Annotated in this window: 15 protein-coding genes and 1 pseudogene; 8 read left to right on the forward strand and 8 right to left on the reverse strand. The window is 38.2% G+C overall.

Features of this window, described 5'->3' with window-relative positions; translation table 11 throughout:
- The 5 genes from CFPU101_RS23300 to CFPU101_RS23320 all read right to left on the reverse strand — a co-directional run.
- Positions 1-1,162 (reverse strand): FG-GAP-like repeat-containing protein (locus CFPU101_RS23300; protein WP_206818015.1); only part of this gene is annotated, 1,162 nt, incomplete at its 3' end.
- Positions 1,163-1,353: 191 nt separating this feature from the next.
- Entirely contained in the window at positions 1,354-1,542 is a 189-nt protein-coding gene (locus tag CFPU101_RS23305; RefSeq protein WP_206818016.1) for a hypothetical protein, read from the reverse strand.
- Positions 1,543-1,796: 254 nt separating this feature from the next.
- Positions 1,797-2,999 (reverse strand): chromate transporter, encoded by a 1,203-nt coding sequence (locus tag CFPU101_RS23310; protein ID WP_206818017.1) that lies wholly within the window; start codon positions 2,997-2,999, stop codon positions 1,797-1,799.
- Between the two features lie 73 nt (positions 3,000-3,072).
- Positions 3,073-4,014, reverse strand: a complete 942-nt coding sequence (locus tag CFPU101_RS23315; RefSeq protein ID WP_206818018.1) for a chromate resistance protein ChrB domain-containing protein — start codon at positions 4,012-4,014, stop codon at positions 3,073-3,075.
- Positions 4,011-5,435, reverse strand: a complete 1,425-nt coding sequence (locus CFPU101_RS23320; RefSeq protein WP_206818019.1) for a GTP-binding protein — start codon at positions 5,433-5,435, stop codon at positions 4,011-4,013. Before CFPU101_RS23320 ends, CFPU101_RS23315 begins: the two co-directional genes overlap by 4 nt.
- 99 nt (positions 5,436-5,534) lie before the next feature.
- Between CFPU101_RS23320 and CFPU101_RS23325 the strand changes: the two genes are divergently transcribed.
- The 3 genes from CFPU101_RS23325 to argS all read left to right on the forward strand — a co-directional run bounded on the left by CFPU101_RS23325 (position 5,535) and on the right by argS (position 8,353).
- On the forward strand, positions 5,535-5,798 hold the full coding sequence (locus CFPU101_RS23325; RefSeq protein ID WP_206818020.1) for a DUF3146 family protein: 264 nt from the start codon (positions 5,535-5,537) through the stop codon (positions 5,796-5,798).
- 93 nt (positions 5,799-5,891) lie between these two features.
- A complete protein-coding gene (rpsD, locus tag CFPU101_RS23330) occupies positions 5,892-6,500 on the forward strand; it encodes a 30S ribosomal protein S4 (RefSeq protein WP_206818021.1) in 609 nt (202 codons plus the stop codon).
- 98 nt (positions 6,501-6,598) lie between these two features.
- The gene (gene argS / locus CFPU101_RS23335) at positions 6,599-8,353 is read left to right on the forward strand and encodes an arginine--tRNA ligase (protein WP_206818022.1); all 1,755 of its coding nucleotides are present in this window, start codon (positions 6,599-6,601) and stop codon (positions 8,351-8,353) included.
- Positions 8,354-8,419: 66 nt separating this feature from the next.
- Here the strand turns inward: argS and CFPU101_RS23340 are convergent, their stop codons facing one another.
- On the reverse strand, positions 8,420-8,713 hold the full coding sequence (locus tag CFPU101_RS23340; RefSeq protein ID WP_206818024.1) for a hypothetical protein: 294 nt from the start codon (positions 8,711-8,713) through the stop codon (positions 8,420-8,422).
- Positions 8,714-9,055: 342 nt separating this feature from the next.
- Between CFPU101_RS23340 and hemJ the strand changes: the two genes are divergently transcribed.
- The 5 genes from hemJ (at position 9,056) to wecB (ending at position 14,189) form a co-directional block, all read left to right on the forward strand.
- A complete protein-coding gene (hemJ, locus tag CFPU101_RS23345; RefSeq protein WP_206818026.1) occupies positions 9,056-9,637 on the forward strand; it encodes a protoporphyrinogen oxidase HemJ in 582 nt (193 codons plus the stop codon).
- Between the two features lie 69 nt (positions 9,638-9,706).
- Positions 9,707-10,774, forward strand: coding sequence for a magnesium chelatase ATPase subunit I (gene bchI / locus CFPU101_RS23350; protein WP_206818028.1), 1,068 nt, complete (start codon positions 9,707-9,709; stop codon positions 10,772-10,774).
- A gap of 52 nt (positions 10,775-10,826) precedes the next feature.
- Positions 10,827-11,684: an ABC transporter ATP-binding protein gene (locus CFPU101_RS23355; RefSeq protein WP_206818030.1), complete on the forward strand. Its 858-nt coding sequence runs from the start codon at positions 10,827-10,829 to the stop codon at positions 11,682-11,684.
- A gap of 41 nt (positions 11,685-11,725) precedes the next feature.
- On the forward strand, positions 11,726-13,066 hold the full coding sequence (locus CFPU101_RS23360) for an MlaD family protein (protein WP_206818032.1): 1,341 nt from the start codon (positions 11,726-11,728) through the stop codon (positions 13,064-13,066).
- Between the two features lie 16 nt (positions 13,067-13,082).
- Positions 13,083-14,189 carry a non-hydrolyzing UDP-N-acetylglucosamine 2-epimerase gene (wecB, locus tag CFPU101_RS23365; RefSeq protein ID WP_206818034.1) on the forward strand — a complete coding sequence of 369 codons (1,107 nt, stop codon included), beginning with the start codon at positions 13,083-13,085 and terminating at the stop codon, positions 14,187-14,189.
- Between the two features lie 130 nt (positions 14,190-14,319).
- Here the strand turns inward: wecB and CFPU101_RS23370 are convergent, their stop codons facing one another.
- Complete coding sequence (locus CFPU101_RS23370; protein ID WP_206818036.1) at positions 14,320-14,529, reverse strand: hypothetical protein; 210 nt, start codon at positions 14,527-14,529, stop codon at positions 14,320-14,322.
- A 215-nt stretch (positions 14,530-14,744) separates the two neighbouring features.
- A pseudogene (locus CFPU101_RS23375) lies at positions 14,745-15,218 on the reverse strand (IS630 family transposase); the annotation flags it as partial.
- Positions 15,219-15,431: the final 213 nt, after the last annotated feature.

Raw genomic sequence — 15,431 nt, forward strand, 5'->3', positions numbered from 1 at the left:
TATTGGCGACAGGTGCATCATTGACAGCATTTACCGTAATATTGACAGTTGCGAGATTAGAAACATTACTTGTTGTGTCAGATACTCTGTAGGTAAAAGAATCTGTGCCGTTGTAGTTAGCATTTGGCGTGTACGTGACAGCACCCGTAATAGAGTTAATTGTATAACTACCATTCGTTGGTGCAGTAACAATAACAACTGTACTGTTTGAAATATTGTTATTTGCGTCGGTGTCATTGCTTAAAATATTAATGACAATTGAGGTATCTTCATTGGTTGTAGCGGTGTCATTGTTAGCAACTGGAGCGACAGGAGTCGTATTTTTAAAAACTTGAATATTACCATTACTATCTCCATAAATAGCATCTAACAAGCCATCACCATCAATATCAGCAAAAGTCGGTGCGGCCCCATTACCGATATCGGTCAAATTAAATGGTAAAAGTTGACCAGTGGCAAAACTGGGATTAGTGGTACTACCTGTGTTTTGGAAATAAGTAGTAGTCCCATTTTGTTCTCCAACGAATATATCTAAATCTCCATCAAGATCGATATCTACCACAGTCGGAATAGTACCAGACCCAACTTTTGTCAGATTAAAAGGATTTGTGAGTGCCGTTGTTGAAAAAAAAGGATTTGTGGCACTACCCGTATTTCGATAGAAGAGAACATCGCCGTTAGTTGTTCCAGTAAAAAGATCCTTATCCCCATCACCATCAATATCAGCAAAAGTCGGTGAAGTGTTTGTGTTACCAAGATTTATTGCATTTAGGGGATTGCTGGTACCTGTAACCGCCGTAAAAAGAGGATTAGTGACACTACCTGTGTTTCTGTAAAAAGAAAAAGTACCGCTTCCTGAGCCAATAAAAGCGTCTAAATCGCCATCACCATCGATATCAGTAAAAGTCGGCGCAGTGTTGCCGTTATTACCAAAATTTACGGCATTCAGGGGGTTGCTAACACCTGTAGTCAGTGAATACACGGGAGCAGTTCTACTACCAGTGTTTCTAAAAAAATTGATGTTACCATCATTTTCCCCAACAAAAGCGTCTAAATCGCCATCACCATCGATATCGACAAAAATAGGTGTACTATTATTTCCGACATCTGATAATCCATAGGGATTTGTGCTTGGTGGTGCTTGAAAACTTGGAGTTGGCATTGTTTTGTGTTATTTCTAAGTATAAGGTCTTCCTTTATTAGGGTTCCCTGAAATGTAGAAAAACCATACAAAGCCACTCGGTCTTTTTTATAAAGTTTAAAAATCTATTTTGTGCGGTTTAGGAATAAGAAGTAGAGACGCGATCTATTGCATCTCTACAAACAATTACCTCAATAATTTGTCAAATTTAATTAAAAGTAGAAAAATCCGTGGGTATTCTTCAATGTTTGACCATATTTAACAATATTCTGATCGTTATTATGTTCAGTCGTTTGATTAACGGTCAATTTGAGCAATCCTGGACAGAAAGCATTTGCTAAACTTTCACCCATATTGATCAGTTGTTCGCTTGTCCAACCTTTTTGATTAGTCGATAACATAGTTTCACCTCTTATGCTCAAGATGCTACTTCTTTTTCTGTGCATCTTAATTTGTTAGATGAAATCCTCTTGCTGTTCTACACTCGATGTAGTTCAGTAGTTAATCATTTCGTTTACATTCTTAATCTAACAAAACACTTCTCAGGATACCATCACCTAAATGGGTGATTAGTAAAACAACAATCTTCCCAAAACCCAGAAAATTTAATAATTTGACCAATTATTGGAGTGACTTGAGTTTTTTGAGGAGAAATTTAATAATGTGTCAGGGGATAAAGAAACAAACCGATTAAAGCAGCACCTAAAACGAGCAACGGTTCTGGTAATTTTTTCTTAAACTGCCAAAGTAAGGCTAAACTAACCAAAGCTATAGTAATTGTTGGTAAATCTACTAAAGTTCGTCTTCCTAAAACAATTACGGCCCCTGTAATGGCTCCTGTGGCAGCAACCGTAACACCTTTAACAAAAGCCGCAATACTTGGTTGTTTGCCGTGTTTTTTAAAGTAAGGTGCGGGAATAATCGTCAAAAAATAACAAGGAAGAAACGTTGCAAGAGCAGCAACACTAGCCCCTGCAAAACCTGCAACTAAAAATCCAATAAAACCAGTTGTAATGATAACAGGGCCGGGTGTAATCATTGCTACAGCCACAGCATCTAAAAACTGTTGATCGGTAAGCCATTGGAACTCTTTAACAACTCCACCATAGAGAAACGGTACGATCGCTAAACCACTCCCAAAAACAAACGCCCCTGCTTGAGTAAAGTAAATTAAGAGCTTCCACAATATTCCATTATTATTCGTAGCGATTCCAGTATGAGCTAATAATTCTATAGGAATAAACGTAAATGAAAAAGATTTTGATCCTTTAAACCAGTTTTTAGGAGGTGCTTCAGCTAACCAAACTAAAATTCCTGCTACAAGAAACGTCCAGATGATTTCCGACTCGGTAATAACTGTAATTGCTACACTAATCAGATAAATCCCCCACAACAGCCATCCTTTTACCGTTTTTTGGCTGAGTTTATAAGCACTATTCGCAATAATGCCGATAACGCAAGCTCCCACACCATAAAAAACCGCTTGCATCCAGCTAATTCCACCATAGCGAGTATAAACCCAACCCAGTGCAACAACTATTACAAAAGAAGGCAGTACAAAAGCAAGTCCGACTAAAGTCGCTCCAAGAATATGATAGTGAACATAACCAAGATAAATCGCTAATTGTGCAGCTAAAGGCCCTGGTGCTAGTTGAGCAAGAGCTAATCCATCAGCATAATCTTTTTCAGAGATCCATTTCTTTTTTTCTACTAAATCTTGGTGCATATAGCCCACTAAAGCAATTGGGCCTCCAAAACCGATAGAACCCAACTTGAGAGCATAGAGTGTGATTTGCCACAGAGAATAAGGAACGGTTTGGGGAGATTCTAATAAACTCTCTTGATCCTGATGATTCATAACTTAGATGTCACTAACTGAAAAGCCTTTTCAACATCACTGTAAAACATATTGCTATTTTGTGCAACACCTATTACATTTTATGATTGAATTGAGAAAAAGCTAAATACAAACCTTCAAATAACTGATAGCCTCTGGTTTCTAGTTCAGTATCTGACAAGTTTGCCAGTAACCAACCTTTGACAATTGTTTCAACCCCTACTGTTTCTGGTACTAAATAAAGTCCATCTCTTAAATCAAGTTCATGAACAAGTTTTGCGATCGTGTGTAAAGCTGAGTCTTCTAAACCGAACCGTAGTAACATCGTCTCAAAACTACATAAATTTCCCTGATGTCCAAACTCTGCTTCTTTCATATCAAAAGTAACTTCAGAAGGTTGTGGATGCAATGAATATCGGATAATTGCTTGAGGATTAATCCAACGACGAATCAACCAAGCACAGGCTAAACGATCAATAAAAGGACGAGGACGAGTTACCCATTGTCTATCTTGATAGTCTGATAAAAGAACAGGTTTTGAAGGTTTAATTAAAGAAGGTTGTAGTAATTGTTCAATTCTTCTTAGATGAATTGCCACAGAATTAGCAGCAGGACAATCAAAAAAATCAAGAGTTAGGATTTCTGTATATCGTTTTTGCAGTTTAGCGAGCTTTTCTCGGATTTGCTCTTTAATTAGTTCATCTGTCGCTGAATTCAGCGTATTTTCTATCTCGGTTGCTTTTTGCTCAATTTCTTCATATTCATTGTAGCGAGCGTCTCGAAACAGTTGAATCAATTGCTCATCACTCAATCCTTCAAACTGTTCGACATGAATTACTAAAGCTTCTCCCTTAGCGTGTTGTACTTCTTGGGCTAACCATTGAAAAGCCTCAATACATTCATCTTTGGCGGGCAAAATATAAACCCCTGTTTTAATGGTAATCGCACCAATACGACGTAAGCGTCGCCAGAGTGTAACTCTTGGACTAGATTGCGCTTTTGAAGGTAGAGAATAGGAAAAAACCAGCCAATTCATAGCCGTTGTTGTAGTTCCCATTTAATACGGTTTAAAATCGATGCTTCATCCAAAGAGTCCAAAATGCTTTTAACGACTGCTTTTGGCCCGTCTGGCCCCCAAGAAGCCCCATTTGCGAGATAGGTTTTAGTGACTTGGGCGATCGCATAACACGAGACACCCGCGACACCTGCTTGAGTAATTGCCACCGAAACATAAGGAATTAGCGAAACCCCCGCAGTAGGAATAGCCGACAAACTGAGTAACCCTTTAAGAGAACTTAAACCCAAAGTCGCTAAAAATTCCGAAGCACTAATGCTACCCATACTAAAACCGATTTTTTGCAGCAATGCGATCGCACCTTGTTGAGTCATTGGCATCCCATACAAATGAGATAATGCTAAAATCATCGCAACATCAATCACCGCACCACTAAAAAGATCAATCACCGTTACGGGGTTAAGCGCGATCGCAACTGCTTTTGTAATCACTGCTTTTTGAATCAATTGATTAGCTGCTTCTTCACGGATCATTAACTTACGCTGTACAATCTGTTCATTCACTTCATCAGCATAGAGCATTGTATTGAGTGCGACTAAAGATTTACCCTCACGATGGAGAATTTCAAGGATTTTAAGCTTTAAAGCATCAACTTGAGATTTACCCCGTACTTTTTTGCTTTTAATTTTGCCGTCTTTGTCTTTCGTGACTTCTGTAATGAGGGGTGACGCAGCTACCATGACAATTTCATCGGGGGAAAGTAACTGTTTTACCCGTTCATCTCGGATTTTATGATAAATTGCCATGCGATCGGCTTCAGGATATTGATCAATTTTATTAAAAGCTAGGATCATCGGTTTTCCCGCTTCTCGTAACTGGGATAACGCATCGTATTCGACTTTAGTAATATCTCCTGCAACAATAAATAAAATCAAATCCACCTGTTTCGCCATTTCTTTAGCTAACAGTTCTCTAGTCTCCCCGTCAACCTCATCAATTCCTGGTGTATCAATCAATTGAATTTGTGTATTACCAACACCTGAAATAATCAGTTTTTTGACTTCGGGATAATGTTCATCCTGGGTCAGTTTCCATTGTGCCGCATCTACTGAACGTGTGACACCATGTAAAGGCCCAGTTACAAAAATGTCTTGACCTAAAATCGCATTCAACACCGATGATTTACCACGTCCCACCATACCAAAAGCAGCGATCTGGACAACAGATTGCTCCATTTTTTCTAACATGGTAACCAGATGGGCAATATTCGATTCTAAACCGATTTTTTCTTGTTCACAGAGATCGATATTAATGACCAAATTTCTTAAAGAATCTTGTGCCTGCTTATAGTTAAGTTCTTCTTGAATTGCTTCAACATCAAGAATAGCTTGCTCGAGTTCTTCAGAATTCCAATGGGTTTCTAGAAAAAGAGAGTCAGTCATGGAACACTAAATTAAAGGTCATTCATTTCTATCATAGACTTCTCCGATAAAGATTTGTTATCGTGAAGTTTAGGTGCAATTAATTACAAGAACGCGATCGTGAGTGCGAAACAGCGACCCGAAACCACTGCCTATGTCAGAATTACTCAACAATCCTGGCAAAAAGGTAAAATCGAAGGGGAAGTCAAAACAGAGTCCTATGAATGGCGGTTCCAATGGCATTTTCGCAGAGGATATCTCGCCGTTCAACCGACATTAGGACGCGCTTTAATCGTCGAACCCCTCGGCCGTTTTTTAGAACGATATGACTATCAGCTAGAACCTGGGGGCGATTATCAATTTACAGTCCGTGCTAAGTTATAATGATAGATCGTGTCCCTAACTTCCCTAAAGTTGGGGGATAAGACATATAATTATAGTTTTGGGATAAATTTTAAACAGGAGAAAATTGCTTATATGTCTCGTTATAGAGGCCCTCGCCTAAGAGTTGTACGTCGTCTAGGGGATTTACCTGGATTGACTCGTAAGAATGCCCGTCGCGCCTATCCCCCTGGACAACACGGACAAAACCGCAGAAAACGTTCAGAGTATGCAATTCGTTTAGAAGAAAAACAAAAACTACGCTTTAACTATGGTGTTAGTGAAAAGCAATTAATTCGTTATGTTCGACGCGCCCGTCGCGCTACAGGTTCTACGGGTTTAGCTTTGTTGCAAATGCTAGAAATGCGCTTAGATAATACTGTTTTTCGTTTAGGAATGGCTGGCACAATTCCAGGGGCTCGTCAGTTAGTCAATCATGGCCATGTTACTGTTAATGGTAGAGTTGTCGATATTCCAAGTTATCAGTGTCGCCCAGGTGATGTAGTAGGAGTTAAAGATCAAGAGCGTTCCCGCAATTTAGTTAAAGCGAATATGGAATATCCAGGTTTAGCTAACCTTCCTAGTCATTTAGAATTTGATAAAAACACCCTTGTCGGTAAAGTGAATAGTGTAATTGATCGAGAATGGATTGCACTTACAATTAATGAACTGTTAGTTGTTGAGTACTATTCTCGAATGGCTTAAGCAAACAAAGATTATTTGTACAGGTTCACTGTTCACGAAAAAGGGTGGGTTTTTGCTCACCCTCTTGTTTTTTTAAATTTATACATTTAATTAATCTTATGCAGTTAATTATTGAAGTGATTCGTCAAGAATTTCAAAAGGCATTAGGGACGGCTTTTGGTGAAGAATATACCCAAGTTGATCCTTTAGTCGTTGTCGCAAGTAATCCTAAATTTGGTGATTATCAATCGAATATTCCTCTAACTTTAGCCAAAAAATTAGGAGAAAATTCTAGAGTGATCGCACAAAAAATAATTAATCATTTAGACTTAAATAATATCTGTAAAACACCTGAAATTGCTGGCCCTGGTTTTATTAATCTATCTTTAAAACCAAGCTATTTAGAATCCCTGCTTAGTGAAATTAATGCTGATTCTCGTTTGGGCGTTGAACAAGCGGCTCATCCACAAAAAATTATTGTTGATTTTTCAAGTCCCAATATTGCTAAAGAAATGCACGTGGGACACTTAAGATCTACAATTATTGGTGATTGTATTGCCAGTGTTTTAGAATTTCGTGATCATGAGGTTTTAAGACTTAATCATGTCGGTGACTGGGGGACTCAATTTGGGATGTTAATTGCTTATTTAAAAGAAGTTTATCCCGAAGTATTAACGACTGCTGATGTTATTGATTTAGGCGATTTAGTCACACTTTATAAACAAGCAAAAATCCGTTTTGATGAAGATGAAGAATTTAAAGAAACGGCTAGACAAGAAGTAGTTAAATTACAAGCAGGTGAGCCAGAGAGTATCCACGCATGGCAACTTTTATGTGAGCAATCTCGTCGAGAATTTCAGAAAATATATGATTTACTTAATATAAAAATTACTGAACGAGGTGAATCATTTTATAATTCTTATTTAGCTAAAGTTGTTACGGAATTAGAGCAACAAGGATTACTTGAAGAAAATGATGGCGCACAATGTGTATTTTTAGATGGATTTACTAATAAAGATGGGCAACCTTTACCGCTAATTGTGCAAAAATCAGACGGAGGTTATAATTATGCAACGACTGATTTAGCCGCTATTTGTTATCGGGTGAAAGAAGACAAAGCCCAAAGAATAATTTATGTTACGGATGCTGGACAAGCGAATCATTTTGCTCAGTTTTTTCAAGTCGCAAAAAAAGCAGGATTTTTACCTGATACAGTAGAAGTTGTTCATGTTCCTTTTGGTTTAGTTTTAGGAGAAGATGGCAAAAAATTAAAAACTCGTTCGGGAGAAACAGTCAAACTAAAAGAATTATTAGATGAAGCTGTTAAAGAAGCAAGACAAGATTTAGAAAATCGTCTAGCTGAAGAATCAAGAACTGAAACAGAAGACTTTATTAATCAAGTTTCAAAAATAGTCGGATTGAGTTCTGTTAAATATGCAGACCTTAGCCAAAATCGAATCAGTAACTATATTTTTAGTTACAAGAAAATGCTAAATCTTCAAGGTAATACAGCCCCTTATATGTTATATGCTTATGCGAGAGTTCAAAGTATTAGTCGTGAGGGTGGAATTGATTTTACTGCGTTAGGGGAAGCAAAAATTGTTTTAACAGAAGAAACGGAAATTAATTTAGCTAAACATCTTATACAACTATCTGACATTATTTTAGATGTCGAAAAAAATCTGTATCCAAATCGACTATGTGAATATTTATTTGAACTAAGTAAAAAGTTTAATCAGTTCTATGAAAAATGTCCTGTACTCAAATCAGAAGAACCGACTAAAACCTCGCGTTTAGTTTTGTGCGATTTGACGGCAAGAATTTTAAAACTTGGATTATCTTTACTTGGAATTTCTACATTGGAGAGGATGTAAAACGGAGTGCGAGTCATTTACTAATTATATTAATGCTGTTAAAAAATGTGATTAACGTGTAGACAATCAAGTGTAGATAAACATAGCTGTAACTATACCAAAGGTTAGTAGCCCAACACTTGAAAGAAACCAACGTACTGTCATTGCATATCTCTGTGGGTCTTCGTCTTTTATATCTAATGCACGAAATAATGTATAGATCTGAAGTCCAAGACTTGTGAGAATAACAGTAACTACGACACGACTTGCCCCTGTCCAATTACCCGATGCTTCAAACCCCCAAAAGCGTATGAAAGCCAATGAAAAGGCTAAAAATACAGTAATAGCAGAAATTATTCCCTGACGATATCCTGTTGGCATATTCTGTTATTTTTTAATAAAGCAGTAAGTTTAATTCCAGTTTACAATAGATTTTTAAAAGCTCTAAAACCAACAATGACGATCTGTTGTTTGAAGTAAAAAGTTAATTTTAAGACGGTTTAGGTTACTGATACTCTCACTGTTAGTCAGTTTTTGCATCAACTAAATTAATTTGATTTTTTCACAGAGAATTCTTTTTAATAGGTTTATTACTTTAAGTCGGAAAAAAGCATCTTTGGCACAGACAACATGACAATTCTTAAACTTTTATTGCACAAACCGAAAAACCTGACTGAGAACCCTTTACACTCACAAAAGGGTACACGTGACTAAAATATCAATATGGCTTATTACTGGTTTAAAGCATTTCACCTAATTGGTGTGGTCGTTTGGTTTGCAGGATTGTTTTATTTGGTTCGTTTATTCGTCTATCACGCGGAAGCATACGAACAACCTGAACCCGCACGCACGATTTTAAAAAATCAATATGAAATCATGGAAAAACGTCTGTACAACATCATCACTACACCAGGGATGCTGGTTACAGTCGCGATGGCAATTGGTTTAATCTCTACTGAACCTGGAGTTTTAAAATCAGGTTGGCTACATATTAAACTTGCTTTTGTGGTCTTACTTATTGGCTATCATCACTTTTGTTCTCGTATCATGAAGCAATTAGCCAAAGATGAGTGTAAATGGTCTGGACAGCAATTTAGAGCCTTAAATGAAGCACCAACGGTTTTATTAGTGATTATCGTGATGTTAGCGATATTTAAAAATCAATTGCCGTTAGATCTCACCACTTGGGTTATTGTTGCGCTCGTTATTGCGATGGCAGCTTCTATCCAACTGTACGCCAAAAAACGCCGCAAAGACAAAGAAAAATTATTGCAATTATCCGAAGAAACAGCACCGCAGGCTTAGACACCTTTGTGCGAGAATGAGAAATACTGCTTAAAATTTGAAAAATTTGATCCGTAATCTACTTTAATTATGACTGCTATCCAAGCTCCTCCGAAAACACGTCGGGTGGTTTTTCCCTTCACTGCGATCGTTGGCCAAGAAGAAATGAAATTAGCGTTACTCTTGAATGTAATCGATCCAAAAATTGGCGGTGTCATGATTATGGGCGATCGCGGTACTGGAAAATCAACGACAATTCGCGCCTTAGCAGATTTGTTACCCGAAATTGAAGTCATAGCCAATGATCCCTTTAATTCTCATCCTCATGATCCTGATTTGATGAGTGATGATGTCAGAAGACAAGTTGATGAAAGCATTTCCCTTGAAATCACCACCAAAAAAGTGATCATGGTTGATTTACCCTTGGGAGCAACCGAGGATCGGGTTTGTGGTACGATCGATATTGAAAAAGCCCTTTCCGAAGGGGTTAAAGCATTTGAACCAGGGCTACTCGCTAAAGCAAACCGAGGAATTCTCTATGTTGATGAAGTTAACCTGTTAGATGATCATTTAGTTGATGTACTTCTTGACTCGGCGGCTAGTGGTTGGAATACTGTAGAACGTGAAGGTATTTCAATTCGTCACCCCGCACGATTTGTTTTAGTGGGTTCAGGAAACCCCGAAGAAGGTGAATTACGTCCCCAGTTATTAGATCGTTTTGGGATGCACGCGGAAATTCATACGGTTAAAGAACCTGCTTTACGGGTCAAAATCGTTGAACAACGCTCAGAATTTGATCAAGATCCTCTGAAATTCTGTAATAAATATCAAACAGAACAAGATGAACTACAGCAAACACTCATTCAAGCGCAACAACTTTTAAATGAAGTTAATCTAGATTATGACCTGAGAGTCAAAATATCTGAGGTTTGTTCTGCACTTGATGTTGATGGACTGCGTGGTGATATTGTAACGAATCGTGCGGCTAAAGCAATTACCGCTTTAGAAGGACGCAAAGAAGTAACAATAGATGATATCCGTCGCGTGATGACTTTGTGTTTACGTCACCGCTTACGCAAAGATCCCCTAGAGTCAATTGATTCGGGTTACAAAGTGCAAAAAGAGTTTAATCGGGTTTTTGGCTTGGAAACTCCCTAAATCCTAAACTACACTAGAAGGTAACTAGCTTTTCAGGAGATGGCAGACGGTTATGATCACGAGAGAACCCAGAGAAAATGTTACCTCGGTTCCTATTGCTCAACTGAACTCGTCTCCTCCTCCATGTACGGAAAAAGAGCCTTTAGTCGAGTTTAAAAGCGTTTCTAAACGGTATGGCAGTAATGTTATTTTAGATCAGCTTGATCTAACCATTTATCGGGGTGATGCGTTGGTGATGATTGGTCCCTCTGGAACTGGGAAATCGACTATATTACGCTTAATTGCAGGATTAACGGCACCTGATGAGGGAGAAATCTACATTAAAGGGCAACTCAGAACAGGATCAATTGAAGACGGACAAGATTTGATGCGAATGGCTCTTGTTTTTCAACAGTCTGCGTTATTTGATTCTCTAACCGTTGAGCAAAATGTTGGCTTTTTTCTGTATGAACATAGTAATCTTTCTCGTCGTCGAATTCGAGAAATTGTCGAAGAAACTTTACAGATGATTGGATTAGAAAATATTGGGGATCGCTATCCTGCTGAACTTTCTGGAGGCATGAAAAAGCGAGTCAGTTTTGCTCGTGCTTTGATTTCAAATCCTGATAGTCTCAAAGAACGTCCTGAGTTAGTGTTGTATGATGAACCGACTGCTGGACTTGATCCGATCGCTTCAACTGTACTAGAGGATTTAGTACGAAAATTAAAGCAAACTCAAAAAGGATGCGGTACTTATGTCATGGTGTCTCATCAAGAGAGTACCATACGGCGGACGGCGGATCGAATTGTGATGCTGTATCAAGGGCGAGTGCAATGGCAAGGAAGTGTAGAAGAAATCGACACAACGGATAATCCTTTAGTACGACAGTTTTTTAGTGGTAGCATTGATGGGCCAATTCAATTCACATGATCGATTAAACTATATTGTTATTCACTCGGTGAGGCCATGATATGCAGCAATCGCGTGCCATTCGAGAAGGTTCTATAGGGTTATTTGCTTTACTAGGACTGGCTATCTTTGGTGGGCTAACCATTTGGTTACGAGGAGGAGGCATCGGAGACAAATCCTATCAGTTTCTCACTAATTTTCCAACGGTGGACGGAATGCAAGTCGGTGCGCCAGTACGCTTTAGGGGGGTCACAGTCGGTAAAATTGTTGGATTAAAACCCAGTAGTAACACGGTAGAAGCAACGGTAGAAATTGCCTCCGTTAATTTACAAATTCCTAAACAAGTAACTGTTCAAACGAATCGTTATGGCTTAATTGGTGATACTTCGGTAGATTTGTTACCCCTTGCCGAATTACCACCCGAATCAGCTAAAATTGATCCCCTGAGTGCTAATTGTGACTCAACATTGATTATTTGTAATGGCGATCGCTTAAAGGGTGAAAATGCCTTAGATATTTTCGCCAGCATGATTGAATTAGCTGAAACTTATAGCGATCCAAAGTTTGTTAATAATCTTAATGGTGCAACGCGAAATGCTTCATTAGCGGCAGCAAGATTAGCCAGATTGACTGATGATGCTTCTATTGTCCTAAAATCGACTCAAAAAGAGATATCGACGGTGACTAAAGAAGTGACTTCGGTTACTCAAGCAGCAAGTCAAACCGCTACCGATGCGTCTCGTTTAATTAATAATAGTAATAGTTTGATCACCGAAAACCGTTCTAGAATTGGTGCAACGGTTGATGAAGCGACGCAACTGGTTAGTAATCTGAATTCATTAATCGGAACAAATCGTTCTAGATTAGTCCAAACCGTTGATCAAATTTATACCGCTAGTTCGGAATTAAATAATTTAGCGATCGCTTTAAACAAAACAGTTGGTACAGTGAATCAAAATTTAGACCAAACGAATACTCAAGCGTTGGTACAAAATCTACAAACTTTAACCGCAAACGCAGCAGCAGCATCGGCTAATTTAAGAGATTTATCAAAAAGTTTTAACGATCCGAATATGATTCTAACTCTTCAGCAAACCTTAGATTCAGCCCGCGTCACCTTTGCCAATACTCAAAAACTAACCTCAGATCTTGATGAATTACTCGGAGATCCCCAACTTCGTGATAATATTCGTAATCTGATCAATGGTTTAGGTAATTTAGTGTCTTCTGCTGACCATCTCGAAGAACAAATTAGAATTGCTAAAGCGTTAGATATCGCACAACAAAATTTAGCAAAATCTTCAACCAATCAACTAGAATTAAATGACTTTCAACCCCCACAACAGATCCAAAATCAACCTAAAATCATTGAAGAAAAACCAAAAGTAGAAGCCTTAAATTAATTACTAAAAACTTATAATGTCTATTTATTCTATTTGTATTACCCTAGGTACGCGCCCTGAAGCTATTAAACTTGCTCCAGTTATTCAAGCTTTTCGCAATTGTTCTGATTTTAAAACTCATGTGATTTTAACAGGACAGCATCGAGAAATGGTTGAACAAGTGATGAAACTTTTCGACTTACAAGCTGATGAAGATTTAAACATTATGCAGCCTCAACAAACTTTAACTGATATTACTTATCGTAGTTTGCAGGGTTTAGAAAATATTTTTCAGAACATACAGCCACAATTTGTCATTGTTCAAGGGGACACTACAACAGCCTTTGCAGCAGCTTTAGCAGCATTTTATCAAAAGATTCCGCTAGGTCATGTAGAAGCAGGTTTAAGAACCAATGATATTTATAATCCTTATCCCGAAGAAGCCAACCGAAGATTAATTTCGCAACTAACGCAGCTTCATTTTGCACCGACTCAATTAGCCGTCAAAAATTTGAATCATTCTGGGGTAACTGGGGAAATACATCATACAGGAAATACTGTAATTGATGCACTTCTCAAAGTAGCCCAACGTCAACCTGTTTGTCAGATTCCTGATTTAGATTGGACACAATACCGAGTTCTGTTAGCCACTGTTCATCGTCGGGAAAATTGGGGCGAACCGTTACAGGATATTATCAAAGGTTTTCAGCTTGTTTTAGACCAGTTTCGGGATACAGCTTTGTTACTCCCTCTACACCGAAACCCGACGGTTAGAGAACCCATTCAAGCGGCACTCGGCGAACATCCAAGAGTTTTCTTGACAGAACCGCTAGATTATGCTGAGTTAGTTGGTGCGATCCAACGTTGTTATTTATTATTAACCGATTCGGGTGGGATTCAAGAAGAAGCCCCCAGTTTAGGCAAACCTGTTTTAGTTCTTAGAGAGACAACCGAACGCCCCGAAGCAGTTGAAGCAGGAACCGCTAAATTGATTGGCACCAATCCTAATCAGATTTTACTTGAAGCAGGGGAATTGTTGAGCGATCGTTTGGCGTATGAAAAAATGGCGAATGCGATTAATCCGTTTGGTGATGGTAAAGCATCCGAACGCATTATCGAGATTGTTAGAGGTTATTTGAATTAAAATTGTAGTGATTGTCAGAAATTATTGATATTAAAAATAGAGGGTTTGGTGACCAAACCCCTACAATAACGTGGTTTCATATGTAAGGGCTTGGTTGCCAAGCCTAAATACTCATCAAAACTATTCAGAATTATTTAGCTAAAGCTTTGACAGCACCAACCGCCGTTCCTGTACCTACTAATGCTCCTGTACCTTCTGCTATAGCTGGACAAAAAGGAGCTACAGCCGCAGCAGGCGGAAAAACTGAGGTTGCTAAGGCATCTGCACCATAACATATTGCTATCATAGTAACAACATTAACAACAACACCTACAGCACCGATTACAGCAGCATCCTTCACATCTTCACCAGTGATAGCTGCCAGAAAATCTGTATTATAAGAATTGAGAAGGTTACTAGAATCAGAGACTGCATAGGCAGGCTTTACAGTTCCTACTACAGCAATTACTAACGCTAATACTAAAGCAAATAACTTTCGTAGCCTAAGTTCTTAAAAAAAGTATACTTAGCTTAATCTACTTAATTTGAAATATTATTTACATCATAGATATCGCATTACGCAAAAACATTAGGACATTGGTGAAAGGCAGCATCTACACAATCTCTAACTGTTTCAAATTCTTTTAATCTTTGTCTCATCCATGTCTTTAAAACAGCCCACCAATTTTCTATCTTATTAAAATCGGGCGAGTAAGGGGGTAAATACCAAAGTTCACATCCTGCTTCTTCAACAATACTTTTTAAACTTTCTCCATGATGAAAGGTCGCATTATCAAGAATAATAAGAGCTCCTGGTACTAATTGAGGAAGCAAGCTTTTAGCTAACCATGTTTCAAATAGATTTCGGTTACATGACCCTTCAAAAGTTAAGGGAGCAAATAAGCTTCCCGCTTTTAAAGCACAAATCCAACTCGTCCTTTCTCTTCTTTTTCCCGACTTGATGGCATAACATCTTTCTCCTTTGAGACTATAACCATAGGGATAATCTTCACGGTTATCTAAGCCCGCTTCATCAACATAAACTATTTTTTCGTGAGCTAAGTAGGTGGTCAGAATTAAGTGTAAAATAGAAAAAGAATTAAAACTCAGTTTTTGAAGTTATGCCAGCCCCTCTAAAAATCCGATTAACTCCAGAAGAAGATGAACAGTTATTAGCCATCAAAACTAATCTAAAAATCTCAAAAAGAACAAGAGAAAGAGCCGAAGCAATAATTTTAAATGCAAGAGGATGGAAAGTGACTG

The sequence above is a fragment of the Chroococcus sp. FPU101 genome, assembly GCF_017312365.1.
GTDB lineage: Bacteria > Cyanobacteriota > Cyanobacteriia > Cyanobacteriales > Microcystaceae > Chroococcus.

Coding starts and splice junctions, on each gene's coding strand:
- CFPU101_RS23305 (WP_206818016.1), bottom strand. CDS start 1,542: ATGTTATCGACTAATCAAAAAGGTTGGACAAGCGAACAACTGATCAAT.
- CFPU101_RS23310 (WP_206818017.1), bottom strand. CDS start 2,999: ATGAATCATCAGGATCAAGAGAGTTTATTAGAATCTCCCCAAACCGTT.
- CFPU101_RS23315 (WP_206818018.1), bottom strand. CDS start 4,014: ATGAATTGGCTGGTTTTTTCCTATTCTCTACCTTCAAAAGCGCAATCT.
- CFPU101_RS23320 (WP_206818019.1), bottom strand. CDS start 5,435: ATGACTGACTCTCTTTTTCTAGAAACCCATTGGAATTCTGAAGAACTC.
- rpsD (WP_206818021.1), top strand. CDS start 5,892: ATGTCTCGTTATAGAGGCCCTCGCCTAAGAGTTGTACGTCGTCTAGGG.
- argS (WP_206818022.1), top strand. CDS start 6,599: ATGCAGTTAATTATTGAAGTGATTCGTCAAGAATTTCAAAAGGCATTA.
- CFPU101_RS23340 (WP_206818024.1), bottom strand. CDS start 8,713: ATGCCAACAGGATATCGTCAGGGAATAATTTCTGCTATTACTGTATTT.
- hemJ (WP_206818026.1), top strand. CDS start 9,056: ATGGCTTATTACTGGTTTAAAGCATTTCACCTAATTGGTGTGGTCGTT.
- bchI (WP_206818028.1), top strand. CDS start 9,707: ATGACTGCTATCCAAGCTCCTCCGAAAACACGTCGGGTGGTTTTTCCC.
- CFPU101_RS23355 (WP_206818030.1), top strand. CDS start 10,827: ATGATCACGAGAGAACCCAGAGAAAATGTTACCTCGGTTCCTATTGCT.
- CFPU101_RS23360 (WP_206818032.1), top strand. CDS start 11,726: ATGCAGCAATCGCGTGCCATTCGAGAAGGTTCTATAGGGTTATTTGCT.
- wecB (WP_206818034.1), top strand. CDS start 13,083: ATGTCTATTTATTCTATTTGTATTACCCTAGGTACGCGCCCTGAAGCT.